Here is a 23,160-nt window from a genome sequence, read left to right on the forward strand (position 1 = left end):
ATGGCAGCGATGCGGGTGAGCTGAAGTCGCTCAAGGACGCGATCAAGGCGGCGGGCGGCAACGCGATGACCATCGCGCCGAAGGTCGGCAAGGTGCCGCTGTCCGACGGATCGACCATCGCCGCCGACGCCCAGCTGTTCGGCCAGCCCTCGGTCACGGTCGATGCCTGCGCGGTGCTGCTGTCGGCCGACGCCACGGCGAAACTGGTGAAGGAAGGCGCGGCGGTCCAGTGGGTGATGGACGCGTTCGGGCATCTCAAGGCGATCGGCCACAATGCCGACGCCAAACCGCTGCTCGACAAGGCCGGGGTCGAGCCGGACGAGGGCGTCACCGACCTTGCCGGCTTCGTCGAGGCGGCGAAGCAGCGCTACTGGGACCGCGAACCGAAGGTGCGCACGCTGGCGTAAGGGCTATGCGTCCCTCGGGTTGCCGGGGGACGCTGATCCTGCGCTCCGGCCGTTCGCCACGGCCGGAGCGTCCGCCTCAGACCAACGCGGCGCGCGCGGAGCCAAACCGGCCGGCACCTGTTTTCAGGAGGAATTTTCCTTCCGTAGCGGGACAGGTGCCATGACGAAGCGTAACGGATATCTCGCCGCCGGCGCACTGGGCGCGGCCGTGCTGGGCACCATGGTCGCGCTCGGCTATGTCGAGGACCGGATCGATACCCGGTCGGCGGACCGGGCGGCGATCGGCAACCGCCTGTCCGAACGCCAGATGCTCGAACGGCGTCGCGGGCGGGTGGCCGAAGCGGCGATCGCCGGTACCACCGTGCAGTAACGCAAGGCACCGAGCCGTATCGCCGGAGCCTCCCCCGGCGAAACCCGGCTTGCCATCATTGCAACCACGCCCACGAAGCCAATCGCGCCGCCGCTGGTTACCCCTCCCGAACCAATTTTCGGGAGTTCCCCCATGCAGATCGCCGACCTCATCACCGACACGCTGATCGCCGCCGGCGTGGAGCGCATCTGGGGCGTGACCGGGGACAGCCTGAACGCGATCAACGACAGTCTGCGCCGGTCGGGGCAGATCGACTGGATGCATGTCCGCCACGAAGAGGTCGCCGCCTTTTCGGCAGGAGCCGAGGCCGCCGCTACGGGCAGGCTGGCGGTGTGCGCGGGCAGCTGCGGGCCGGGCAACCTCCACCTCATCAACGGGCTGTTCGATTGCCAGCGCAACCGCGTGCCGGTGCTGGCCATCGCCGCGCATATCCCGTCGAGCGAGATCGGCCTGAACTATTTCCAGGAAACCCACCCGACCGAGCTGTTCCGCGAATGCAGCCATTTCTGCGAGATGGTGCAGACGCCCGAACAGCTCCCCGAACTGCTCCACCGCGCACTGCGCACCGCCATCGGCAAGCAGGGCGTGGCGGTGCTGGTGATCCCGGGCGATGTCGCGCTGCAGGAGGCACCGAAGACCGCCCGCGCCGATTTCGCCGCCCCCCTCCCCCCGCGCATCGTGCCGCAGCCGCAAGAGATCGAGCGCCTCGCCGAACTGCTCAACGGATCGCAGGCGGTGACCCTGTTGTGCGGCGCGGGCGTGGCGGGCGCGCATGACGAGGTCGTCGCGCTGGCGGCGAAGCTGAAGGCACCGATCGTCCATGCCTATCGCGGCAAGGAGTGGATCGAGTGGGACAATCCGTACGACGTCGGCATGACCGGGCTGATCGGCTTTTCGTCGGGCTATCACGCGATGATGGAGTGCGACACGCTGCTGATGCTCGGCACCGATTTCCCCTATCGCAACTTCTATCCCGAAAAGGCGAAGGTCGCGCAGGTCGACCGCGACCCGTCGGCACTCGGGCGGCGGGTGCAGATCGACATCGGCATCGTCGGCGACGTGGCCGAAGCGGCGGCGGCGCTGACCCCGCTGATCGCGCCGGGTCGCGACGAGGTGTTCCTGACCAAGGCGCGCGACCATTATGCGACGGCGCGGAAAGGCCTCGACGATCTCGCCACCCCGCGCGACGGCGACAAGCCGCTCCACCCGCAATATGTCGCGCGGGTCCTCGATGCGGTTGCCGCCGACGATGCGGCGTTCACCGTCGATGTCGGCACGCCGGCGGTCTGGGCGGCGCGCTACCTGACGATGAACGGCCGGCGGCGGCTGATCGGTTCGTTCAACCATGGGTCGATGGCGAATGCGATGCCGCAGGCGCTGGGCGTGCAGGCGGCGTTCCCCGAGCGGCAGGTCGTGTCGCTGTCGGGCGATGGCGGGCTGACGATGCTGATGGGCGACATGCTGACCGCGGTGCAGATGGCACTGCCGATCAAGATCGTCGTCTTCAACAATTCGACGCTGGGTTTCGTCGAGCTCGAGCAGAAGGCGGCCGGCTATGTCGACACCAATGTCGCGCTGAAGAACCCCGATTTCGGCGCGATCGCGGCACAGATGGGCTTTTTCGGTGCCCGCGTGACGCGGTCCGAAGAGCTGGAGGGCGTGTTGCGCGCCGCGCTTGCCCATGACGGCCCGGCGCTGGTCGATGTCGTGACCGAGACGATGGAACTGGCCATGCCGCCCAAGATCAAGGCGGAGCAGGTCAAGGGCTTCAGCCTCTATACCCTCCGCGCGATCATGAGCGGGCGCGGCGACGAGGTGATCGAACTGGCCCGGGCGAACCTGTTCCGGTGAGGGGCCGCACCTATTCCGGTTGCCCGGCGATCAACCGTGCGCGCAGCTGCCGGTAATAAAGCGCGGACGGCGCATTGCCCGCGCGGCGATGCGCCTCGGCGGCGGCGGCCGCGCCGGCGAAGCTGTTTTGGAAGGCGCGTTCGGACGTTGCCGCCGCCTGGTCCATCGTCGGGCCTGCCGGTTCGGGCGTCATGGCGACCAACCTGAAGCCGCCCCGGTCCAGCAGGGCGATCCCCGACACGCCCTGTCCGCCCCGCGCCCGTCCGGCGAACACCCCGGTTTCGCCGTCCGCGAAGCGCACCCGCCCGGCACCCGACCCCTCGGCCAGCCCCGCGCGGCACGTTCCGGCCCAGCCCCCCGTCACCGGCCCGCCCTCGATAGCGATGCGGCAGCGGACGCCGGTCGCCGGGGCGGGTGCCACCGCGACGAGCGGGAGGAGAAGGGTCAGGAGGCACGCCCTGCCAGCCATGTCGCTACCTCGATATCCAGACATGTCGACACGTCGACGCCCTTGCCCCACCGCACTGGCAGTGGGGGCGGAGAGGCATCGTGGACGCGATGCTACAACCCGCGCCGCAGCGTCGCCAGTACCGATCACGGGCTGCCGGGACGCCCGACATGGCGCGGGTGACGGGAGGGCGGTTCGGTTGCGCCGGCCCCCGCATCCCGCGACAGTCCGTTCCCCTTCCTTGTCGAGGAAAGGACGGAACAGCCATATCGGAACCGATCGACATGCGGCGTTCCATTCCCATCGTCACTCCCGCGCAGGCGGGAGTCCATAAGCGCCTGCGTCACGAATCCGGCTGAAACGTCAGCGGCTATGGATTCCCGCCTGCGCGGGAATGACGAGGTTGTGCGATGGGCACCGACTATCGAACGATCCTGGTCGCATCGCGTCGACATGTAGGCGTGTCGACATACTTACTATAGAAAGCCCTATTCACAACGTCTTGCGATATGCCGCCCTCACGCCGCGCGCGAAAAGCGGCTGTCGTCGGCATCGGCCGCGCCGCGCACCACGCCGTGCAGGCGCGGGGCCGGGGTCGGAGCGGTGCGCTTCGTCGGTGCTGCCGGGCGGGCGGCGTTCTCCGCGCGGAAATAGGCGATGCTGCCCTCCAGCTCCTCGGCGCGGCTCGCCAGTTCCTCGGACGTCGCCGAAATCTGTTCGGCGGCGGCGGCGTTCTGCTGCATCACCTGGTCGAGCTGTTGCAGCGCCTGGTTGACCTGGGTCGCGCCGATATCCTGTTCGCGGCACGCCGCGCTGATTTCGGCGACCAGTTCGGTCGTGCGGCGGATATCGGGGACCAGCCTGGTCAGCATGTCGCTGGCCTGCGTCGCGGCGGCCATGGTCGCGCCCGACATGCCGCCGATCTCGCCCGCCGCGCTCTGGCTGCGTTCGGCCAGCTTGCGCACTTCGGCGGCGACCACCGCAAAGCCGCGGCCATGTTCGCCGGCCCGTGCCGCCTCGACCGCGGCGTTCAGCGCCAGCAGGTCGGTCTGGCGCGCGATTTCCTGCACGATGGCGATGCGGTCGACGATGGTGCGGATCGCATCGACCGCCTGCGCCACCGCCGCGCCGCTCGCCTCGGCATCGTGCGACGACTGGCGCGCGATCTTTTCGGTCTGCGCGGCATTGTCGGCATTCTGTTTGATGTTGGCCGCCATCTGCTCCATCGATGCGGACGCCTCCTCGGTCGCCGCCGCCTGTTCGGTCGCGCCCTGGCTCACCTGATCCGACGAGGACGACAGCTGCTGGCTGGCCGATGCGACATTCTGCGCCGCGCCATTGGCATCGCCGATGACGCTGTTCAGCCGGTCGATCATGCCGTGCAGCGTCGCGCGGAACTGGCTGCTCTGTCCGCCATGGTCGCGCTCCATCCGCACCGACAGATTGCCCTCGGCCACCGCGCCCAGCACGCGCGCACAGTCGTTGAACGACGCCTCGACGCCCTGCACGCTGCCTTCCATCCGGCCGATTTCATCGCGGCGCCCGGTCGCGACCGGATCGGCGAGCCGGCCGAGCATCGCCGTCACCCGTTCCAGCGGGCGGGCGATGGCGCGGGTCATCAGGATGCCGATCGCGATCGACGCCAGCAGGCTCAACACCATGCCGCCGATGATCGCATGGCGGATGGTGGCGAAGGCGGCGGCCTGCGACGCCTGCCGTTCGGCCAGCAGGGTCTGTTCGGTGGCGATCACCTCGCCGGCGCGGGCGCGGATGCGGTCCATCAGCTGCTTGCCCTGCACCCCGCTCACCGCCGTGCGTGCCGCCGCTGCGCCATCGGGCCGATCCATCAGCGCGATGCCGCGCCCGGCGAAGTCGTCGCGCCACGTCGTCGCCAGCGCCGCGACATCGGCGAGGCGGGTCTGCTGCCCCGGATTGTCGACGGTCAGCGTCCGCGCTTCGCCCAGCGCGCGGGCGAAGTCCGCCTGCCCCTGGGTATAGGGGGCCAGGAAGTCGCGGTTACCGGTCAACAGATAGCCGCGAAACCCGGTTTCCTGGTTCACCATTGCTTCGACCATCTTGTTCGATGCGGCGATAACATTGTGCGTATGTTCGTTGATCGCGGTGGTGTCGCTCACCTGATCTTGTTTCGCAAAGATAACGAAATTGGCCGCCAGCGACAGCATCAGCAGGATACCGAGGCAGAATGCCAGTTTGCGGGGCATGGAAAGATTGTCGAAGAAGGACATGATGCTGCATCCCGTAGATGGTTGTCGCACGGCACGACGGGCTGGGCTGTGACGATATCGTTGGTTTCCAGCGGGATGACGGACGGGCCGCCGCGTCCGGTCGCCGACCGGGCACGCCGCCCCGGCATCGGTCCCGCCGGTCGCGGACCAATGGGTATACGGAAATTCGTTAATTTTTTCCGAGAATCCGGTGCCGATCGCACACAGTATATCGGTTTTTGGTCAAAGAAATTGCCGTCGAAAATAATGGGAACCAAAAGACTATCGATGCATTTTCGTCCGTTTTTCGTGGTAACACCAATACAGCCTCAGCAAGGGTCAATATGTCCTTTGGTGCAGGTGGCGGGCGCCGAGCGTCGACAGCTTGACCTGTCGGCATGTCGACACGTAGAGGAGCCGACATGCCGACCATCGCCATCATCAGTCAGAAGGGCGGCGCGGGTAAGACGACGCTCGCGCTGCATCTCGCCGCCGCCGCCCAGGCCTCGGGCCGGGTCGCACTGGTCGTCGATACCGATCCGCAGGCCACCGCCAGCCAATGGGCGGCATGGCGCAACGAGGCTCCGCCCGAGGTGATCGACAGCCCCCCGCCCCGCCTGGCCGCCAAGATCGCGGCGGCGAAGGAACAGGGGGCGGAGGTGATCGTGATCGACACCCCGCCGCACGCCGACAGCGCGGCGCGCGCGGCGGTGGAGGCCGCCGACCTGGTGCTGATCCCGTGCCGGCCAAGCGCCTTCGACCTGTCGGCGATCCAGACCACGGCGAAGCTGGTGCAGCTGCTGCGCCGTCCGGCCTATGTCGTGTTCACCGCCGGTCCGCCCAATGCGCCGCGCATCTATCAGGAAGCGGGCGAACTGGTCGACGGCTTCGGCACGCCGCCTTGCCCCGTGCTGCTGCCCGATCGCGCGGCCTATCGCCATGCCAGCGCGGAGGGGCGGACCGTCATGGAAAGCGAACCCGCCGGCAAGGCGGCGGAGGAGGTGCGTGAACTCTACAAGTGGACATGTCGACAGCTCGACATGCCTGCCCCCCGTTTCAGAAAGATCGCGTCATGAGCCGCAAGCCGTCCTTCGCCAACTTGCGCGACCGCAGCGCCGCCGCCGCCCCTGCCCCCGCGCCCGCCAAGGTCACTACTGCCGCGCCGACGGCCGAAACCGAGGCGAAAGGCCCGGCAAGCCGCCAGGGCCGCAAGCAGATCGCCGGTTTCTTCACCCCCGACATGTCGCTCGCCATGCACATGCTCGCTAGGCGACAGGATCGCAGCCTGCAGGCGCTGATGGCCGAGGCGTTCAACGATGTCCTTCGGAAATATGGGGAAAGTCCGATCGGCGATTGAGGAGCGACCTGTCGGCCTGTCGACCTGTCGACACGTCTTGCCGTGATGCAGGATATTTTGGCGGCGAACGGCCGATTTTCCTGACCAAAAGTTAATGTCCTGCATGGACAATCCGTGAAACGGACTGCAAGAAACCGCCATGGACCTCTCCCGCGAACTCCTGGCCTATGCCATTATCGGCGTCGTGCTGCTGGTCGGCGGGCCGGCGCTCGGCGTCATGCTGCACCGCCGCAAACGCCGCAAACTTCGTCAGCGCGGGATCAAGCGCTACGGCCACTAGGTGCGTTGTCGACAGGTCGACCTGTCGACATGATAGTGTCGGTAATTCACCTCCGCACCCGACAGACCGTCCTGCCTGAACTGCAAAGCATGGCGGGCCGATGGTCCGTTGAAAGGGCGGGGCCTTCGGGCGTTCGAACCAGACGTCATCCCGGCGAAGGCTGGGATTTCCCGGTTGCAGCACGGGACAGGCTCCGTGCGCGGTCCCGGCCCGCGCCGGGACGACGGTTCCGGTAAGCTGGGACCTATCGACATTCGTCGTGCCATTCCCATCGTCATTCCCGCGCAGGCGGGAATCCATAGCCGCTGAAGTTTCGACCTGCTTCGTGACGTTGGCGCTTATGGACTCCCGCCTGCGCGGGAATGACGAGAATGTGCGATGGGCGCTGAACGCCGATCGGCTCTAGATCGGACGCCAGCAGGCCAGCTTTCACCAACCGTCGCAACCCGCAACCGGACCCCCCTTTCCTACACGGCGACACCATGACAGGCTCGCGCCACGCTCTGTCCCATCGTCATGGCCCCTCCGCCCCCGCGCGCCCTGCTACAAAGCGCGTGCGAGTGTGAACTTTGTGAACTTTGCCCGATTTCGACGTCTTTCTGGGAGAACCGATCGACCACCCCCGCCGTCACCCCGGACTCGATCCGGGGTCCCGCCTCTTGCCTGCGACGATCGGTACGAGCCTGTCCGGCCCATCCGCGCCGACGCCCGGCCCGACCGCCGCGAAATAATGATTGCCGCCCGCATCGTCATATTCGTCGGTCAGTCGCAGCCCGGCCTGATCCAGCAACGCGCGATATCCCTCCCCGCCCAGCGACTGCGACACGCGCCCGGTCAGCGTATCGGTCCAGCAACACGCGATCGCCGGCGCGCTGAACAGGAACCGCCCGCCGGGCCGCAGCGCCCTTGCGACCCGGTCGATCACGACCGCCTGCGTCGCGGGCGGCAGCAGGAACAGCAGCCCGATCGCCACCGCGCCGTCGAACCGCCGCCCGAAATAGCCGCTATCCTCCGCCGTCTCGCACGACGCCGGCGCGTGGGGCAGGGCATGGCGGAACGCGGCGAGCAGGGTGGGGGAGGGGTCGATCCCCGACACCGCCAGCCCCGCCCCGGCCAGCGCCAGCGCGATCGGCCGCCCGGTACCGCAGCCGATATCGACCACGCTGCCCCCCGCCGGCAGGTCCCCGGCCCAGCGCCGCACGACGTCCGCGCCGACCTCGCTGCGCATCGCGGCGAACCGCTCGGCGACCGCTTCCCAGCCATGACTGGGGTCGTTCATCGACGATCCGACAGGTTGAGGTGTCGACATGTCGTCATGTTGACCTGATCCGTGCTGCACGCCACGCTCCACCGTACCCCCGCGCAGGCGGGGGTCCAGAGCCGCACGGACCAACGGCCTGCGCCTGTTACCCTGGACCCCCGCCTACGCGGGGGTACGGCAAGGGGGATAGCCATGTCGATTCCTCTACCTGTCGACATGTCGATCAAGCCGGCACGGTCAACTGGAACCGCGTCCCACGGGTGTCGAGCAGTACCAGCTCGCCGCCATGCGCACGGGCGATGCGGCGGGCCAGCGTCAAGCCGATACCCGACCCGCCGGGCTTGTCGGTGTGGAACGGCCGAAAGATGCGTGCCCGGTCGGCGGCGGCGATGCCGGGGCCGCTGTCGGCGACCTCGATCGTCACCCGCTCGCCACCCGCGATCGACAGGGTGACGCGGGGCGGGGCGGGGGCGGCCAGCGCCGCCTCCGCGCCGTTCTGCAGCAGCGCCCAGACCGCCTGCACCATCTGGTCGCGGTCGAGGGTCGCGGTACCGCTCGCGTCGATCGACAGCGCCACCCGGTCGCCGAAGCGCCCCCCGAACAGCCGCGCCAGATCGCCGGCCAGCGCGTCCAGTGCGACCGGTGCCGCCACCGGATCGGGCAGCCGCGCCAGCTCGCGATAGGCGCGGGTGAAGCCCTCCAGCCCCTCGACCCGGCGGGACAGGGTGGCGAGGATATCGCCCAGCATCGCATCGCCCTGCTGCGCCGCCGTCACCGCACTGTCGGCCAGCGACACGATGGGGGACAGGCCGTTGAGCAGCTCATGGCCGAGAATATCGATCATCTCGTCTTGCGCGCGCTCCTGCGCGGCATGTTCCTCGGCATCGATATCGATCAGTGCGGCGAGGCGGTGGGCCTCGTCCAGCGCCACCGCATCGATCCGCCAGCGCCGTCCGGCATGGCGCAGGTGGCGCGTGGCGGGATCGGTCAGCGTGCGCGGCGGGGCGGGGATGCGGTCGTCGGCGACGAACAGCGCGCGGGCCGCCCGGTTGAGCGCATGGACCCGCTCCCCCTCGATCCTGAGCAGCGGGACCGGTACCTGGTCGAGCAGCGCGGCGATCGGCCAGTCGCTGGCGCGCGACGGCATCGGGGCAGGGGCCGTCCCCCGCCGCGCCGCGACCCAGCAGCCGAGCGTCAGCGTCCATGCGACCACCCCGACCGTGCCGACCAGTGCTCCCCACATGCCCGCCTGCGCCGCCGCGACCGCCGCGACGCCCCCGGCGGTGAGCGTGACGCCGGAGCCGAGCGCAGCCAGCGCGCGGCGGCGTTCGGGGGTCAGCATGGTGCCGTCGCCCCGCAGCGCCTCCGTGCCCCGGCGAAGGCGGGGGTCCAGGTGGAAAGGCCTATCCGCATCGCAGTGACGTCCCCCAACTGGACCCCGGCCTTCGCCGGGGTACGGGCGGCAAAGCGCGCTATCGCCGCATCGGCCGTACCCCCGCGTAGGCGGGGGGCTAGGGTTCCGAGCGCAGGTGGTTCTGTGGGGCACTGGATCCCTGCCTGCGCGGGGATACGGGGTGGGAGCGATGAAACGCCCCTGCCACCATCGTCGCCCCAGCGAAGGCTGGGGCCTCCCGGTAATGGCGCGGGACAGGAGCCGCAGGAGACCCCAGCCTGCGCTGGGGTGACGATCCGGGCGATGGGCAGGGGCCGGATCACCCTACAACCCATGGCGCGCCATCCGCCGGTACAGCGCCCCACGGCTCAGCCCCAGCGCCGCCGCCGCATGGGACACATTGTGGCGATGTTCGCGCAGTGCCGCCTCGATCACCGCGCGTTCGTTCTCGTCGAGGTCGAAGCGGGCAGTGGGGGCCTCCGCTGCCGCCACCACCGGCGCGGGGGCGAGCAGGGTCGCATCGATCATGTCGCCTTCGCCCAGCAGGATCGCCCGTTCGACCGCCGCGCCGAGGCCACGTACCTCGTCGACCCATGGTCCCGAAAGGATGCGCGCCTCCGCCGCTGCGGTGAAGCCCGGCACCGGCCGCCCGTAGCGCCCCGCCGCCACCCTTGCGAAATGGCGGGCGAGCAGCAGCGCGTCGCCCTCCCGCGCGGCCAGCGGCGGCACCGCGATCTCGACCGTGGCGATGCGGCGGGCGAGCGCGGGCAAGATGCTGCCCGCATCGTCGGCGATGGCGATGCAGCGCGTCGCCGGGGCGATCCGCGCAAGGAGGCGGGCCTGCGCCACCTCCCCCAACCGGTCGGGATGGCGCAGCAGCAGCGTGCGTGCCGGCGCGTCGAGCATCCCCCACGCCGCATCGTCGCGCAGGTCGATCACCGGCATCGGCGTGGCGGCATCGGGCGATGCGGCGTGGAGCGCGGCGGCAGTCAGCCCGCGTCCCGATCCGGCCGGCCCGGTCACCACCACCCCGGCCCCGGTCGGCCCGATCCGCCGGACCAGCGCGCGCAACCGCTCGATCGCCACACTGTCGCCGAGCAATCGCGCGGGTTCCACGGGCGCAGGGGCGGCGGGCGCGGCCACCGCACGCGGCGCGGCAGCGGCGGCGATGCGGGCGAGCAGGTCGGCATTGCGCCACGGCTTCATGATGAAGTCGCGTGCGCCCGCCCGCATCGCCTCCACCGCGATCCGTACCCCGCTATGCGCGGTGATGACCACTATGGCCGCGCCGGGATCGTCCGACAGGATGCGCGCCAGCAGCGCCAGCCCCTCCGCCCCGTCGGTGCGGTTCGCGCCGTAATTCATGTCGAGCAGGATCACGTCGTAGCGGGTGGCGGCAAGCCGCGACAGCGCCTCCTCCGGTCCGGCGGCGCAGTCGATCCGGTGGCGGCCGAGGCGCAGCGCCAGCGCGATCGATTCGGCGACGCTGGCATTGTCGTCGATCAGCAGCACCGACAGGCCGCTTGACGCCGCCGGTGACTGTCCATTTTCGGACAGGCTGTCCACGACCGGACGGTCACCCGGTGCACATTCAGTGAAATATGCTGATGGTTCAGGCACTTAGGATTTTTCGCCCCGATCGGTGACACTGGTCCCATGATGACCGAAGCGACACAGGGCGCAAGCACCACCGAAACACCCCCCGGCGCGGCGATGGACAAGCGCATCGCGCGGCCCCGTCGTGCATGGTGGCAACGGCGCGTGACGTGGATGGTAGTCGCGGCGGTGCTGGCGGCGGTTGCGCTGTGGCGCTGGCTGCCCGCCGCCGGATCGACCGATATCGCCGCCAGCGCGATCGAGACGGGCGAGGTCACGCGCGGCGCGTTCGACGATTACCTGCCGGTGCGCGCCACCGTTGCCCCGCGGCTGACCACCTTGGTCGGGGTGCTGGCCGGCGGGCAGGTCGAGCAATTGCTGGTGCAGGACGGGGCGATGGTCGCCGCCGGCCAACCGCTCGCCACGCTCGCCAATCCCGAACTGCGACTGGACGTGCTGACCCGCGAGGCGGCGATCGCCAGCCAGCTGGGGGCGATTGCGGGTGAGGGGCTGGGGATCGAGCGCAGCCGGCTCGACCGCTCGGCCCAGGTGGCGCAGGCGGAATACGACCTCATCAAGGCGCGGCGCGACCTCGCCATCCGCCAGCAGCTGTTCGACAAGGGCATCGTGAGCGAGGCGGGGGTCGCCGGCTATCGCGCCGAGGCAGAGTATCAGGCCCGCCGCCTCGCCCAACTGCGCAGCGGGGCGGGGACCGAGGCGCGGATCACTGCGACCCAGGGACGGCGACTGGCCGATACGCAGGCACGGCTGTCGGGCAATCTCGCGGCGGTGCGCGGCGGGCTGTCGGCGCTGACGATCCGCGCGCCGGCGGCGGGGCGGCTGACCAATTTCACGCTGCAACCGGGCCAGACGCTGAAACCCGGCGATCCGGCGGGGCAGGTCGACAGCGAGGGGTCGTGGAAGCTGACCGCCGATGTCGACGAATATTATCTCGGCCGGGTGGCAGTCGGGCAGAAGGCGCGTGCGGAAGGCGCGACCCTGACCGTCAGCAAGGTATTGCCGGCGGTGAAGGAGGGGCGGTTCCGGGTGGAGCTGACCTTCGACGCCACCCCGCCCAACCTCAACCGGGGGCAGACCCTCGACATCCGCATTACCCTTGGCGCCGCGTCGAAGGCGGTGGTCGCGCCGGTCGGCGGGTGGCTGGCGGCGGACAATGGCGCGTTCGCCTTCGTCGTCGATGCCGACGGCACCCACGCCACGCGGCGGCCGGTGAAGCTTGGCCGGCGCAACCCGGAAGCGGTCGAGATCCTGTCGGGGCTGAACCCCGGCGAGCGCATCGTCACCAGCAATTTGTCGTCCGTGAAGGGCGACGCCATCAACATCCGATAGGGGGAAGCCCATGATCCGGCTAGAAAATATCCAGCGCCGCTATGTCTCCGACGAAGTGGAGACGACCGCGCTTTCCGACATCAACCTCCATGTCGAGGCGGGCGAGTTCGTTGCGATCATGGGACCCTCGGGCTGCGGCAAGTCGACGCTGCTCAACACGCTCGGCACCGTCGACCGGCCGACCGGGGGCAAGTACCTGTTCGGCGACCGCGACCTGGCGACGATGGGCGAGAGCGAGCTGGCCAAGTTCCGGGGATCGACGCTCGGCTTCGTATTCCAGAGCTTCAACCTGATCGACGAGCTGACCATCGAGGAGAATGTCGCGCTCGGCCTCGCCTATCGCGGCGATGCCGGCGATCGCAAGGGCCGGGTCGCGGCGGCGATGGACAAGGTCGGCATCGCCCACCGCGCCCGCCACTTCCCGCACCAGCTGTCGGGCGGGCAGCAGCAGCGCGCGGCAATAGCCCGCGCCATCGTCGGCGATCCGAAGCTGATCCTGGCGGACGAGCCGACCGGCAATCTCGACACCGCCAATGGCGAGCAGGTGATGAACATCCTGATGGGCCTGAACGGCGAAGGCGCGACCATCGTCATGGTCACCCACTCGCCCGCCCATGCCGACATGGCGAAGCGGCGCATCGACATGCTCGACGGGCGCATCGTCGCCAGCGCGATGCGGGCGATGTGATGCGGTCCCGGACCTACCCGATACCGTACCCCGGCGGAGGCCGGGGTCCAGCTACGGAGCGATCATTGCCTTGCACGGGCGTCCCCCAACTGGGCCCCGGCCTTCGCCGGGGTACGGCCTGAGATTTTCCCCATTTCCTCCCAACCGGAGACCTCCCCATGAAACTCCTTCCTCTCGCCCTGCTCGCCACGCTCGTTCCCACCCCGGCACTGGCGCAGGACACGCGCAGCTTCGCCGCCGCCGGGTTCGACCGCATCGCGGTGCAGGGCTGCGACCATGTCGCCATCACCTTCGGCGCGGGCTTTTCGGTCCGGGCGCAGGGGCAGGCGGGATCGCTGGCCGCGATCGGCGTCGCGGTGCGCGGCCGGGTGCTGACCTTGCTGCGCGCGAAAGGGAGCTGCGACAGCCGCGCGGGCAAGCCCGCCGCGACGATTGCCATCACCCTGCCACGGTTGCAGGCGATCGAGGCGAGCGGCACCGGATCGGTCCGCATCGCCGCGTTGAACAGCCCGACCTTCGCCGCAAGGATGAGCGGCACCGGCAACCTGTCGATCGACGGGCTGCGGACGTCGCGCGGGGACGTCACGCTGTCGGGTACCGGCACCGCCACGCTCAAGGGGGTACAGGCCGAGCGCCTGTCGCTGAAGCTTGGCGGCACCGGTCGCATCGTCGCCGACGGCCGTGCCGGTGCGCTGGCGATCGATGCCAGCGGCACTGGACATGTCGACACCTCGACACTCGCCACTAACGCGCTGTCGGTGCGCGCCAGCGGCACGGGATCGGTCCGCGCGCAGGCCAGCGGCCCGGCGGGGATCGACGCCAGCGGCATCGCGCGGGTGACCGTCACCGGGCGTCCGGCCTGTTCGGTCGCGAAGAGCGGCATGGCCCGCGTCACCTGCGGCTGACGGGCAAGAGGGGGAAGGCCATGAACCGGTTCGCGTTGCTGTCGCTCTATCGCTCGCTTGTGCGCCACAAGCTCTATGCCGCACTTAATATCGGCGGGCTTGCCGTCGGGATCGCGGTGTTCCTGATCCTCGGCCTCTATGTCCGGTTCGAGACCAGCTACGAGAAATGGCTGCCCGATTACGACAAGGTCTATGTCGTGCAGACGGTATGGACCATCCCCGACAGCCCGGTGAGCGGCCCTATTCCATGGACGATGGGCGGGCTGATCGACCAGATACGTGAGGATTTTCCCGGTGTCGTCGGTGCCCGCATCAATGGCGGCGACCGGGCGGGGACGATCCTGGCCGATGGGCGCGGCACGCGGGTCGATGCGGCGCAGGTCGACGCCAATTTCTTTCAGGTGATGCCGTTGCCGCTGGTCGCGGGCGATGCGGCGACGGCGCTCGCACAGCCGGGCAATGCCGCGATCGATCAAAAGACCGCCCGCGCATTCTTCGGCGACCGCGATCCGATCGGCCAAACTCTGGTCCTGTCGATGGACAAGGTGCGGACCTACCGCGTCAGCGCGGTGTTCCGCGACCTGCCCAAGAATACCGAGTTCAAGCTGTCGGTGCTGGTGCCGCTGACCCGCGAAATGGCCAGCGATTATTGGTATCACTGGGGCAGTTCGGCGCTGCGCACCGTCATGCGCTTCGACACGCCCGAAGCCGCCCGCGCGTTCGAGGACAAGCTGACCGCGTTCGTCGACCGGCGGGGCAAGGATCTGGCCAATCCGGGCGGCAAGGCGTCGGACATGCAGCATCTGAAGCTGCTGCCGCTCACCGACCTGCACCTGGCTCCTCAGGGCCAGGACAGCGGCACGGCGAAGATGACCGTCGCCACATTGGGGCTGGTCGGGGTGCTGACGCTGCTGATCGCGGTCATCAACTATATCAACCTCGCCACCGCCCGGTCCGGCCTGCGCGCGCGCGAAGTGGCGATGCGCAAGGTGCTGGGGGCCGACCGGGGCGTGCTGGTGCGACAGTTCCTCGGCGAAGCGGTGCTGACCGTCGCCATTGCCGCGCTGGGCGGGCTGATCCTCGCCGAACTGGGGCTGCCGCTGGTCAATGCGGCGGGCGGGCTGTCGCTGACCATCCCCTATGCCGTCGTCGTACCGGCGCTGGTGGTGCTGTCGCTGGTCGTGGGGGTGTTGGCGGGTGTCTATCCGGCGATCCTGTTGTCGCGCTTTCCCGCCGCCGCCGTGCTGGCATCGTCGCGCTCGCCGGGTGGCGGGCGTGCCGGGACGCGCATCCGCGAATTGCTGGTGATCGGACAGTTCGGCCTCGCCATCGCCTTCATGATCGGGACGGCGGTGCTGGTCGCGCAGACCCGGCATGTCCGCTCGACCGACCTGGGGTTCCAGCGGGAATCGCTGCTGGTGCTGACCTCGATGGTCGATCCGGCGGTGCCGCAGGATCGGAAGGCGTCGATCCTGACCGCCATCCGCGCGCTGCCGCAGGTCCGCGACGCGACCATCGCCAATGCCGCGATCGGTGGCAGTGGGGAAGCTAACAACACCAACATGCCGCTGCCCGGCGTCGCCGGACCGGGACCCTCGCTGACCTGGGTGCTGGTATCGCCGCGCTTTTTCGAAACCCATGGCGCGCGGCTGCTGGCCGGGCGCTGGTTCGACAATGCCCATGGGGCCGACGACACCTACGGTCGCAAGGCGGAGCAGGGCACGAACATCGTCATCAACCGCCGCGCATTGTCGACGCTGCGCTTCAGGACGCCGCGGGAGGCGATCGGCAAGACGCTGGGCGGCGAACGTCCGCGCACCATCATCGGCGTCGTCGACGACATGCGCTTCGACAGCCCGCGCGCGCCGCTGCCGCCGACCTACTATATCTACAACAGCCGGGCGGAGACGATCGCTACCTCGGTCGTGACGATCCGCGTGGCCGGCGATCCGCGTAGCGCGCTGAAGAACCTGGAGGAATTGTGGCAGCGGATGGTGCCGCAGGTGCCCTATAATGCGCAGACCGCCGACCAGCGGCTCGCCGACTTCTACGAAGCCGACGACCGCGCCACTCGGCTGTTCGGGATCGGTGCCGGCCTTGCCGTGCTGATCGGTTGCGTCGGGCTATGGGGCCTCGCCTCGTTCAACACCGCCAGGCGGACGCGGGAGATCGGCATCCGCAAGACGCTGGGCGCGTCGTCGTCGGACATCGTGAAGCTGCTGGTCGGGCAGTTCCTGCGCCCCGTGCTGATCGCGAACCTCGTCGCATGGCCGCTGGCGTTTCTGGCGATGCGAACATGGCTGGCCGGGTTCGAGGATGCGATCGCGCTGTCGCCGCTGTTCTTCCTCGGCGCGAGCGTGGTGGCGGTGGCGGTCGCGGTGCTGACCGTGCTGGGCCAGTCGCTCCGCGCCAGTCGCGCCGCCCCGGCCTGGGCGCTGCGGCACGATTGATCGGGGGTGGGGTGTGGTCGGGATGGCGATGCGCCATCCCGATCGTGGCTTGCGGGAACGGCGGCGCATGATCGCCGAATCTTTCCCTTCCGCGCCTTTCTCCCCTTGGTCGCCGGCGGCGAATGTCGTGGCTCGGGCCACGACAAAGGGGGTAGATTGGTGGGGAATGTTCGATGGCAGGATAGGGGATGCTGCGTTCATTGTATTACACGATGTCGCGCAAGCGAGCGGCGGCGATCCGCGTCAGGACTGTCGGCGTACGGGCGAAGGGAAGGAGATCGGCGGGATGCAGCTGGATGTCGATGCGATCCGCGCGCAGATCCGTGCGATGGATTTCGAGCGGGGAACGCCCGACCAGATCGCGCAGTGGCGCGAGGACGACCGGGATGCACGTCATAATCTCGTCATCGATGCCATATGTCCCGAACCGGCCGAGGACGCGCTTTTTGCGATGCTGCTGGACGAAGGGGTTCCGCCCGCCCTGGCATCAACACTCGTCGTCGATGTGATTCGGACCGGCACGGGCAAGCTCCCGGCCTGATCCCCGCTTCCGCCGTCAGGCGCGGACGTTGGTCATGGCAATCGCGACCTCCGCCCGCGCCAGTGCCGCGTCGGTCGTATAGAGTTCGGCCCCCAGCTCGATCGCCAGCGCAAGGCAGGCCCGGTCGCCGAGCGACAGGCCCAGCGCGCGCGTGGCCGGTCGCAGGTCACCGATCGTCATCGCCTGCGCGGCCGACAGTGGCCGCACGTCGAGATGCAGTCCGCCCAACACTTCCTGAACCTCGGCAAGCGTAAGGCCCCGTTCGCGCAGCTTGGACACGACCTCGCCCAGATTGGTCGCGCCGATCACCGACCGGGTCAGGATGGTCGCGACCCGGTCCGCGCCGGCTTCGTCGTTCAACAGGCAGAGCAGGGCGGATGCATCGAGTACGATCGGGCTATTCACGTTCGGCCTCGGCACGACGGTCGGCGATCAATTCTTCCGACAGGCTGACCCCTTCGGGTACATAGCGGCGGAGAATGGCACGGGCATTCTCAAGCGCCTTGTTGATCGAACGGACCCGAAGCTCGCCATGGTCGATATCGACCAGAACGGTATCGCCGGCACTAATTCCCAATTCGCGGCGCATTATGGCCGGTATTACCAGCTTGCCCCCTTCAACGATGCGGACTCTTTGTGCTTCCATAGACCTATTCTCGATATTGGTACCAAATGCGGTAATAGTACCAATAAGGCGGATAGTTGTCATGATGTCATTTGATGCGTATAATGAGGGTATACCCCAATAGTACAGTCAATCAGAACGCTTGCCATCGTCCGATCAGGGTCGTTTGCAGGCAGATTGAACACTTCGTGCAGAGGGTCTAGAGCCTGATCGAACAGAAAGGGGGGCCAATGGCCTTGTTCGGCTATGCGCGGGTGTCGAGCGACGATCAGGACCTGATTATCCAGGAAAGCGCGTTGCGCGCGGCGGGGTGTCAGGCGATCCGGTCGGAAAAGAAATCCGCGACCGGCCGGACCGGGCGCAGCGAGTTGCAGGTCCTGCTCGATTTCCTGCGTGCGGGCGACACGCTGGTCGTGACGCGCATCGACCGGCTCGCGCGGTCGATGAAGGATCTGCAGGACATCGTCCATGAGCTGAAGGGGCGGGGCGTCGCGCTGAAGGCTACCGAACAGCCGATCGATACAGGCACGGCGGCGGGCAAGGCGTTCCTCGACATGCTGGGCGTGTTCGCCGAATTCGAGACGAACCTGCGCCGCGAACGCCAGGCGGAGGGGATCGCCGCGGCCAAGGCGCGCGGCGTCTACAAGGGCGGCAAGCCGCGCATCGACCCGGACAAGGTGCGGACGCTGGCGGCAGGCGGCATGCGCCCGGCACATATCGCGCGCGAGCTGGGGATTTCGCGCGGCACGGTCTATCGGTTCCTGCCGCGGGTGGAGTGACGGTTTGCCTGATGCTTGTCGGCGCTACCCCGCCAACCGCTCCGGCGCGTCCTCGACGCGCACCGGCAACGGCCCCGGGCGGCCGAGCAGATAGCCCTGCGCCTCGTCGCAGCCCTGTTCGCGCAGGAAGGCCAGCTGTTCGGGCGTCTCCACCCCCTCGGCCAGTACCGGAATATGGAGGCTTTCGCCCAGCGTCAGTACCGCGCGGATGATCGCCGCCGACTGCGGCGCGCCGTTCAGTTCGGCCATGAACGACCGGTCGAGCTTGATCTTGTCGAACGGGAACGATCGCAGCGTCGACAGCGACGAATAGCCGGTGCCGAAATCGTCCATCGCCACCGATACGCCGATCGCCTTGAGCTGGCGCAGGATGTGGATGGTGCGCACCGGATCGGTGATCATCGCCGTCTCGGTAATCTCCAGCTCGAGCCGGGCGGGCGACAGGCCGGTGTCGAGCAGCACCTGCTGCACCAGGCGCGGCAGGTCGACATGGCCCAGCTGCACCGGCGACAGGTTGACCGCGATCCGGTACGGTTCGGCCCAGCTGGCCGCCGCGGCGCAGGCGGTGCGCAGCACCCATTCGCCGATCGGCAGGATCAGCCCGGACTGTTCGGCCAGCGGAATGAAGTGCGCGGGCGACACGCTGCTGCCATCGGCGCGGGTCCAGCGCAGCAACGCCTCATAGCCGGTGATCGCCCGGGTCCCGACCGCTTCCTGCACCTGCCAGTGCACCGCCAGTTCGCCGCGATCGATCGCGGTGCGCAGTTCCTGCACCATCTGGCGCCGGATGCGGACGGTCTTGTCCATTTCCTCTTCGTAGAAGCACGCATCGACCGCGATCGACGCCTTGGCGCGGTACATCGCCAGGTCGGCATTGTTGATGAGCGCCGACAATTCGGTCGCATCGCGCGGCCATAGCGCGACGCCGACGCTCATGCCGCAGGCGACCTCGATCCCGCTCGCATCGAGGGTGACCGGCGCGCCGATCGCATCGCGCAGCCGGTCGATCAGCTGCAGCGCATCGTCGGGTTCGGCGACCGGCATCACCGCGACGAATTCGTCCCCGCCCAGGCGCGCGATGAACTCGCCGGGCAACAGCGCGGCCTTCATCCGTTCGCCGATGCGGGTCAGCACCCGGTCGCCGGCGGCATGGCCATGGATGTCGTTGATCTCCTTGAACCGGTCGAGGTCGATCGACAGCAAGGCGACGGCGCGGTGCGGGCTGTCCGGACCGGTCTGACGCGACAGCCATTCGAGGAAGGAGGTGCGGTTGGGCAGCCCGGTCAGGCTGTCGTTGCGCGCCAGATGGGCGATGCGGCGTTCCTGCGCGATGCGGGCGCGCAGGTCGCGGATCGAATAGATGGTCTGCGGACAGCTGCTGCGCGGGTCGATCCGCATCGTCACCTCGACCGGGATCTCGCTTCCGTCCAGCGCGGTCAGCGTCAGCTGGGTGAGGCGGTCGGGCCGGGCGGCGGTGGCGATATCGGCGATCCAGCGCGACAGCGGCTGCCCGACGATCGGCGCACCGTCGCCGACCAGCGCGGCGAAGGCGGCGTTGGTGGCGGTGATCGCACCGCCCTGCACGATCGCCATGCCGTCGACATTGCTCTCCAGCAGCTCGCGCAGGCGGCGGCGGGTATCGCTGCGCGCCTGCGCGTCGAGGATATAGGTGGCGAGGCCGGTGCCGACGACCAGCGTCCCGACCCCGGCGACCGCGATCGCCATCACGATCGTCGCGGTGCTGGACCCGACCTGCCCGATGCCGGGGGCGAAGGGGGTGACGACCATCGCCGCCATGCCGGTGAAGTGGAGCAGCACGATGCTGGCGACCATCAGCCCCGTCGCCCACCATTGTCCGGCAAAGCGCCCACGGCCCTGCGCCCGGTCGAACGCCAGCGCGCCCAGCGCCACCGCGAACAGCACCGACGCGGCGACATAGCCCTGCGACCAGCGCACCATGCCGTGCGCGACGAACGCCTGCATCCCCAGATAGTGCATCGCGCTGACCGCCAGCCCGAACAGCGCGCCGCCCAGCGCCGCCGACCCCCGCCAGCGTCGGGTCGCGAGGTGCAGCGCGGCGGCACTGCCGAAGATGGCCACCAGCAGCGACAATCCGGTCAGGCGCGGCTCATAGGCGACCTCGACACCGGGCTGATAGGCGATCATCGCGATGAAATGGGTACACCAGATCGTCGCGCCGGTGGCGGCCCCGCCGAGGAACACCCAGGCGATGCGCGATCCCGGTCCGGCATGGCGGATACGGTCGAGCAACCGGATGGTGATCATCGACCCGACCAGGCAGAACCATGCCGCCAGCCCGACCAGGGCCAGATCATGTTCTTCGGTCAGGCAGGTGAGAAAACGCATATGGCGGACTCCATTCGTCCTGCCGGTACGGTTGCGTTGCTAAACGAAATGTTATCGCCAAAGGTTACCGGTACCAGCGGTACGTTCGGTACGAAGCCGGAATGGCACGGAACCTTTGGGCGGCGGGCAGCAATTCGACCGGTATCGGGCCGATATCGCCGCCGTATCGCGCACGGGGGATTGTTGCCGGCCTATCCCAGCGGCTAGGCGACGTACCGTGCGGCAGCGGGCCGGGCGGACGAAGGATATCCGATGAAGATCGCGGTTTTTGGCCTGGGCTATGTCGGCATGTCCAACGCCGTGTTGCTGGCGCAGCATAATGCGGTCGTGGCGGTCGACATTTCGGAGGAGCGCGTCGCGCTGGTCAATGACCGCAAGTCGCCGATCGTCGATGCCGAGCTGGAGCGGTTCCTGGTCGAACGCACGCTCGACCTGACGGCGACGACCGATGCGGCGCAGGCGCTGGCCGGGGCGGACTATGTGATCGTCGCCACGCCGACCAATTACGATGTCGAGACCGACAAGTTCAACACCGGCTCGGTCGAGGCGGTCATCAAACTGGCGACCGAACACGCCCCGCAGGCGACGATCATCGTCAAGTCGACGATCCCGGTCGGCTTCGTCGACGACGTGCGCGTACGGCTGCACGCGCCGAACGTCGTCTTCAGCCCCGAATTCCTGCGCGAGGGCCGGGCGCTCTACGACAATCTCCACCCGTCGCGGATCATCGTCGGCGAACGGTCGGAACGCGCGCGCATCTTTGCCGACCTGCTGCTGCAGGGCGCGGAAAAGAAGGATGCGCCGATCCTGTTCACCGACACGCGCGAGGCCGAGGCGATCAAGCTGTTCGCCAACACCTATCTCGCGATGCGGGTCGCCTTCTTCAACGAACTCGACAGCTACGCCATCGCCGGCGACATGGACACGCGCCAGATCATCGAGGGCGTCGGCCTCGATCCGCGGGTGGGGATGCACTACAACAACCCCAGCTTCGGCTATGGCGGCTATTGCCTGCCCAAGGATACCAAGCAGCTGCTGGCGAACTATTCCGAAGTGCCGCAGAACCTGATCCGCGCGATCGTCGATGCGAACCGTACGCGGAAAGACTTCCTCGCCGACCAGATCATCGCGCGGCGTCCCAAGCGGGTCGGCGTCTACCGCCTGACGATGAAGGCCGGGTCGGACAATTTCCGCCAGTCGTCGATCCAGGGGATCATGAAGCGGGTGAAGGCCAAGGGGATCGAGGTCGTGGTCTACGAACCCTCGCTCCACGAGGACAGCTTCTTCGGGTCGCGGGTGGTCCGGGACCTGGATGCGTTCAAGGCCGAGTGCGACGTCGTGATCGCCAACCGCGCCGCACCCGAACTCGCCGATATCGGCGAACGGCTGTTCACCCGGGATATCTTCGGGTCGGACTGACAGACCAGGCTCCAAAGTTCACGAAGTTCACACTCGCGCGCGGTTTGCGCACCGTTCGCTTTCCCGCTCGTCCCGACACGGGGCGGGCGTGGGCGGAGCGACAGTGACGGGGCGGCGGCGTGTAGGAAAGCGGTTTGGCACCTTGTCGGATCGTTGTGTACGGATTTTCCGTATATCGGCTTGACCGTGTACGGGTAATCCGTATATTATCGGCATGCAGTCGGTCATCGAAACCAATGCCTATCTCGCAGCGGCCAAAGATGCAGGCATGAGCGTCGATGAGCAACAGGCGGTGGTCGACCTGATCGCGGCCAACCCGGAAGCTGGCCAGATCATGCCAGGGTGCGGCGGGGCGAGAAAGCTTCGGTTTGCCCGACCGGGCGGCGGCAAGTCCGGCGGATATCGGGTCATCACCTATTACGCCGGAACCGGCGTGCCGACGTTCCTGCTGACGGTGTTCGGCAAGAACGAGAAGATCAACCTTACCAAAGGCGAGCGCAATGCGCTGGCCGCTTTGACCAAGACACTGGCGGATAGCCTCGGGAGACAGCGATGAAGAGTGCCTTCGACAAGATCGCAGCCGGTCTGGAGGATGCGATCGCCCATGCCGATGGTGAAGCGAACCGGGGAAGGGTCGCCGCACCCATCGATGTGGCAGCAATCCGCAAACGGACTGGAAAGACCCAGCAGCAATTCGCACGTGCCTATCACCTGCCGGTGGGAACGGTGCGGGATTGGGAACAGCGCCGGAGCCAGCCCGATGCCCCGGCACGGGTGTTGCTGGGACTGATCGGTGCCGAACCTGAAACGATCGAAAGGCTCGTCCAGCACGGCTGACGGGCCGTTTA

Annotated in this window: 21 protein-coding genes and 3 pseudogenes; 15 read left to right on the forward strand and 9 right to left on the reverse strand. The window is 68.2% G+C overall.

The window, feature by feature from the left end; translation table 11 throughout:
* From MF609_RS18570 to poxB, 3 genes and pseudogenes are all read left to right on the forward strand, one after another.
* Window positions 1-407 (forward strand): annotated as a pseudogene (locus tag MF609_RS18570) (catalase); the annotation flags it as partial.
* A gap of 160 nt (window positions 408-567) precedes the next feature.
* Complete coding sequence (locus MF609_RS18575; protein WP_242417567.1) at window positions 568-777, forward strand: hypothetical protein; 210 nt, start codon at window positions 568-570, stop codon at window positions 775-777.
* A gap of 132 nt (window positions 778-909) precedes the next feature.
* Complete coding sequence (gene poxB, locus MF609_RS18580; RefSeq protein ID WP_242417568.1) at window positions 910-2,628, forward strand: ubiquinone-dependent pyruvate dehydrogenase; 1,719 nt, start codon at window positions 910-912, stop codon at window positions 2,626-2,628.
* 10 nt (window positions 2,629-2,638) lie between these two features.
* Here the strand turns inward: poxB and MF609_RS18585 are convergent, their stop codons facing one another.
* From MF609_RS18585 to MF609_RS20125, 3 genes and pseudogenes are all read right to left on the reverse strand, one after another.
* Window positions 2,639-3,097: a hypothetical protein gene (locus MF609_RS18585; protein ID WP_242417569.1), complete on the reverse strand. Its 459-nt coding sequence runs from the start codon at window positions 3,095-3,097 to the stop codon at window positions 2,639-2,641.
* A 497-nt stretch (window positions 3,098-3,594) separates the two neighbouring features.
* A pseudogene (locus MF609_RS20120) lies at window positions 3,595-4,533 on the reverse strand (methyl-accepting chemotaxis protein); the annotation flags it as partial.
* A 264-nt stretch (window positions 4,534-4,797) separates the two neighbouring features.
* Window positions 4,798-5,322, reverse strand: a pseudogene (locus MF609_RS20125) (CHASE3 domain-containing protein); the annotation flags it as partial.
* 401 nt (window positions 5,323-5,723) lie between these two features.
* Here MF609_RS20125 and parA point away from each other — a divergent pair.
* The 3 genes from parA (at window position 5,724) to MF609_RS18605 (ending at window position 6,938) form a co-directional block, all read left to right on the forward strand.
* Window positions 5,724-6,377, forward strand: a complete 654-nt coding sequence (parA, locus tag MF609_RS18595; RefSeq protein WP_242417571.1) for a ParA family partition ATPase — start codon at window positions 5,724-5,726, stop codon at window positions 6,375-6,377.
* A complete protein-coding gene (locus tag MF609_RS18600) occupies window positions 6,374-6,658 on the forward strand; it encodes a ribbon-helix-helix domain-containing protein (RefSeq protein WP_242417572.1) in 285 nt (94 codons plus the stop codon). The genes parA and MF609_RS18600 overlap by 4 nt, the downstream gene beginning before the upstream one ends.
* Before the next feature lie 139 nt (window positions 6,659-6,797).
* Window positions 6,798-6,938 carry a hypothetical protein gene (locus MF609_RS18605; RefSeq protein WP_242417573.1) on the forward strand — a complete coding sequence of 47 codons (141 nt, stop codon included), beginning with the start codon at window positions 6,798-6,800 and terminating at the stop codon, window positions 6,936-6,938.
* A 628-nt stretch (window positions 6,939-7,566) separates the two neighbouring features.
* Here MF609_RS18605 and MF609_RS18610 read toward each other — a convergent pair.
* The 3 genes from MF609_RS18610 to MF609_RS18620 form a co-directional block, all read right to left on the reverse strand.
* Window positions 7,567-8,217, reverse strand: coding sequence for a class I SAM-dependent methyltransferase (locus MF609_RS18610; protein ID WP_242417574.1), 651 nt, complete (start codon window positions 8,215-8,217; stop codon window positions 7,567-7,569).
* A 205-nt stretch (window positions 8,218-8,422) separates the two neighbouring features.
* A complete protein-coding gene (locus MF609_RS18615; RefSeq protein ID WP_242417575.1) occupies window positions 8,423-9,541 on the reverse strand; it encodes a sensor histidine kinase in 1,119 nt (372 codons plus the stop codon).
* Window positions 9,542-9,916: 375 nt separating this feature from the next.
* Entirely contained in the window at window positions 9,917-11,158 is a 1,242-nt protein-coding gene (locus tag MF609_RS18620) for a sigma-54-dependent transcriptional regulator (protein ID WP_242417576.1), read from the reverse strand.
* Window positions 11,159-11,248: 90 nt separating this feature from the next.
* Between MF609_RS18620 and MF609_RS18625 the strand changes: the two genes are divergently transcribed.
* The 5 genes from MF609_RS18625 (at window position 11,249) to MF609_RS18645 (ending at window position 17,122) form a co-directional block, all read left to right on the forward strand.
* A complete protein-coding gene (locus MF609_RS18625; RefSeq protein ID WP_242417577.1) occupies window positions 11,249-12,538 on the forward strand; it encodes an efflux RND transporter periplasmic adaptor subunit in 1,290 nt (429 codons plus the stop codon).
* Between the two features lie 10 nt (window positions 12,539-12,548).
* Entirely contained in the window at window positions 12,549-13,226 is a 678-nt protein-coding gene (locus MF609_RS18630; RefSeq protein ID WP_242417578.1) for an ABC transporter ATP-binding protein, read from the forward strand.
* Between the two features lie 158 nt (window positions 13,227-13,384).
* The gene (locus MF609_RS18635) at window positions 13,385-14,131 is read left to right on the forward strand and encodes a GIN domain-containing protein (RefSeq protein ID WP_242417579.1); all 747 of its coding nucleotides are present in this window, start codon (window positions 13,385-13,387) and stop codon (window positions 14,129-14,131) included.
* 20 nt (window positions 14,132-14,151) lie between these two features.
* A complete protein-coding gene (locus MF609_RS18640) occupies window positions 14,152-16,581 on the forward strand; it encodes an ABC transporter permease (protein WP_242417580.1) in 2,430 nt (809 codons plus the stop codon).
* Window positions 16,582-16,603: 22 nt separating this feature from the next.
* Complete coding sequence (locus MF609_RS18645; RefSeq protein WP_242417581.1) at window positions 16,604-17,122, forward strand: hypothetical protein; 519 nt, start codon at window positions 16,604-16,606, stop codon at window positions 17,120-17,122.
* 15 nt (window positions 17,123-17,137) lie between these two features.
* On the opposite strand, the gene MF609_RS18650 is transcribed toward MF609_RS18645, so the two are convergent.
* Window positions 17,138-17,527 (reverse strand): type II toxin-antitoxin system VapC family toxin, encoded by a 390-nt coding sequence (locus MF609_RS18650; protein WP_242417582.1) that lies wholly within the window; start codon window positions 17,525-17,527, stop codon window positions 17,138-17,140.
* Complete coding sequence (locus MF609_RS18655) at window positions 17,520-17,831, reverse strand: AbrB/MazE/SpoVT family DNA-binding domain-containing protein (RefSeq protein WP_242417583.1); 312 nt, start codon at window positions 17,829-17,831, stop codon at window positions 17,520-17,522. The genes MF609_RS18650 and MF609_RS18655 overlap by 8 nt, the downstream gene beginning before the upstream one ends.
* 146 nt (window positions 17,832-17,977) lie before the next feature.
* Here MF609_RS18655 and MF609_RS18660 point away from each other — a divergent pair, with 146 nt between their 5' ends.
* Window positions 17,978-18,526: a recombinase family protein gene (locus MF609_RS18660; RefSeq protein WP_242417584.1), complete on the forward strand. Its 549-nt coding sequence runs from the start codon at window positions 17,978-17,980 to the stop codon at window positions 18,524-18,526.
* Window positions 18,527-18,550: 24 nt separating this feature from the next.
* Here MF609_RS18660 and MF609_RS18665 read toward each other — a convergent pair whose 3' ends face one another.
* Window positions 18,551-20,893: a bifunctional diguanylate cyclase/phosphodiesterase gene (locus tag MF609_RS18665; RefSeq protein WP_242417585.1), complete on the reverse strand. Its 2,343-nt coding sequence runs from the start codon at window positions 20,891-20,893 to the stop codon at window positions 18,551-18,553.
* A 252-nt stretch (window positions 20,894-21,145) separates the two neighbouring features.
* On the opposite strand from MF609_RS18665, the gene MF609_RS18670 reads away from it, so the two are divergent.
* The 3 genes from MF609_RS18670 to MF609_RS18680 all read left to right on the forward strand — a co-directional run bounded on the left by MF609_RS18670 (window position 21,146) and on the right by MF609_RS18680 (window position 23,149).
* Entirely contained in the window at window positions 21,146-22,312 is a 1,167-nt protein-coding gene (locus MF609_RS18670) for a nucleotide sugar dehydrogenase (protein ID WP_242417586.1), read from the forward strand.
* A gap of 214 nt (window positions 22,313-22,526) precedes the next feature.
* On the forward strand, window positions 22,527-22,868 hold the full coding sequence (locus MF609_RS18675) for a type II toxin-antitoxin system RelE/ParE family toxin (RefSeq protein ID WP_242417587.1): 342 nt from the start codon (window positions 22,527-22,529) through the stop codon (window positions 22,866-22,868).
* Window positions 22,865-23,149, forward strand: a complete 285-nt coding sequence (locus MF609_RS18680; protein ID WP_242417588.1) for a helix-turn-helix domain-containing protein — start codon at window positions 22,865-22,867, stop codon at window positions 23,147-23,149. The genes MF609_RS18675 and MF609_RS18680 overlap by 4 nt, the downstream gene beginning before the upstream one ends.
* Window positions 23,150-23,160 lie beyond the last annotated feature (11 nt).

The sequence above is a fragment of the Sphingomonas panni genome (assembly GCF_022664435.1).
In the GTDB taxonomy this organism is placed as follows: Bacteria; Pseudomonadota; Alphaproteobacteria; order Sphingomonadales; family Sphingomonadaceae; genus Sphingomonas; species Sphingomonas panni.

Bases quoted from the DNA above. Each gene is read 5' to 3' on its own strand.
- MF609_RS18575 (WP_242417567.1), top strand. From the start codon at position 568: ATGACGAAGCGTAACGGATATCTCGCCGCCGGCGCACTGGGCGCGGCC.
- poxB (WP_242417568.1), top strand. From the start codon at position 910: ATGCAGATCGCCGACCTCATCACCGACACGCTGATCGCCGCCGGCGTG.
- MF609_RS18585 (WP_242417569.1), bottom strand. From the start codon at position 3,097: ATGGCTGGCAGGGCGTGCCTCCTGACCCTTCTCCTCCCGCTCGTCGCG.
- parA (WP_242417571.1), top strand. From the start codon at position 5,724: ATGCCGACCATCGCCATCATCAGTCAGAAGGGCGGCGCGGGTAAGACG.
- MF609_RS18600 (WP_242417572.1), top strand. From the start codon at position 6,374: ATGAGCCGCAAGCCGTCCTTCGCCAACTTGCGCGACCGCAGCGCCGCC.
- MF609_RS18605 (WP_242417573.1), top strand. From the start codon at position 6,798: ATGGACCTCTCCCGCGAACTCCTGGCCTATGCCATTATCGGCGTCGTG.
- MF609_RS18610 (WP_242417574.1), bottom strand. From the start codon at position 8,217: ATGAACGACCCCAGTCATGGCTGGGAAGCGGTCGCCGAGCGGTTCGCC.
- MF609_RS18615 (WP_242417575.1), bottom strand. From the start codon at position 9,541: ATGCTGACCCCCGAACGCCGCCGCGCGCTGGCTGCGCTCGGCTCCGGC.
- MF609_RS18625 (WP_242417577.1), top strand. From the start codon at position 11,249: ATGATGACCGAAGCGACACAGGGCGCAAGCACCACCGAAACACCCCCC.
- MF609_RS18630 (WP_242417578.1), top strand. From the start codon at position 12,549: ATGATCCGGCTAGAAAATATCCAGCGCCGCTATGTCTCCGACGAAGTG.
- MF609_RS18635 (WP_242417579.1), top strand. From the start codon at position 13,385: ATGAAACTCCTTCCTCTCGCCCTGCTCGCCACGCTCGTTCCCACCCCG.
- MF609_RS18640 (WP_242417580.1), top strand. From the start codon at position 14,152: ATGAACCGGTTCGCGTTGCTGTCGCTCTATCGCTCGCTTGTGCGCCAC.
- MF609_RS18645 (WP_242417581.1), top strand. From the start codon at position 16,604: ATGGCGATGCGCCATCCCGATCGTGGCTTGCGGGAACGGCGGCGCATG.
- MF609_RS18655 (WP_242417583.1), bottom strand. From the start codon at position 17,831: ATGACAACTATCCGCCTTATTGGTACTATTACCGCATTTGGTACCAAT.
- MF609_RS18660 (WP_242417584.1), top strand. From the start codon at position 17,978: ATGGCCTTGTTCGGCTATGCGCGGGTGTCGAGCGACGATCAGGACCTG.
- MF609_RS18665 (WP_242417585.1), bottom strand. From the start codon at position 20,893: ATGCGTTTTCTCACCTGCCTGACCGAAGAACATGATCTGGCCCTGGTC.
- MF609_RS18670 (WP_242417586.1), top strand. From the start codon at position 21,146: ATGAAGATCGCGGTTTTTGGCCTGGGCTATGTCGGCATGTCCAACGCC.
- MF609_RS18675 (WP_242417587.1), top strand. From the start codon at position 22,527: ATGCAGTCGGTCATCGAAACCAATGCCTATCTCGCAGCGGCCAAAGAT.
- MF609_RS18680 (WP_242417588.1), top strand. From the start codon at position 22,865: ATGAAGAGTGCCTTCGACAAGATCGCAGCCGGTCTGGAGGATGCGATC.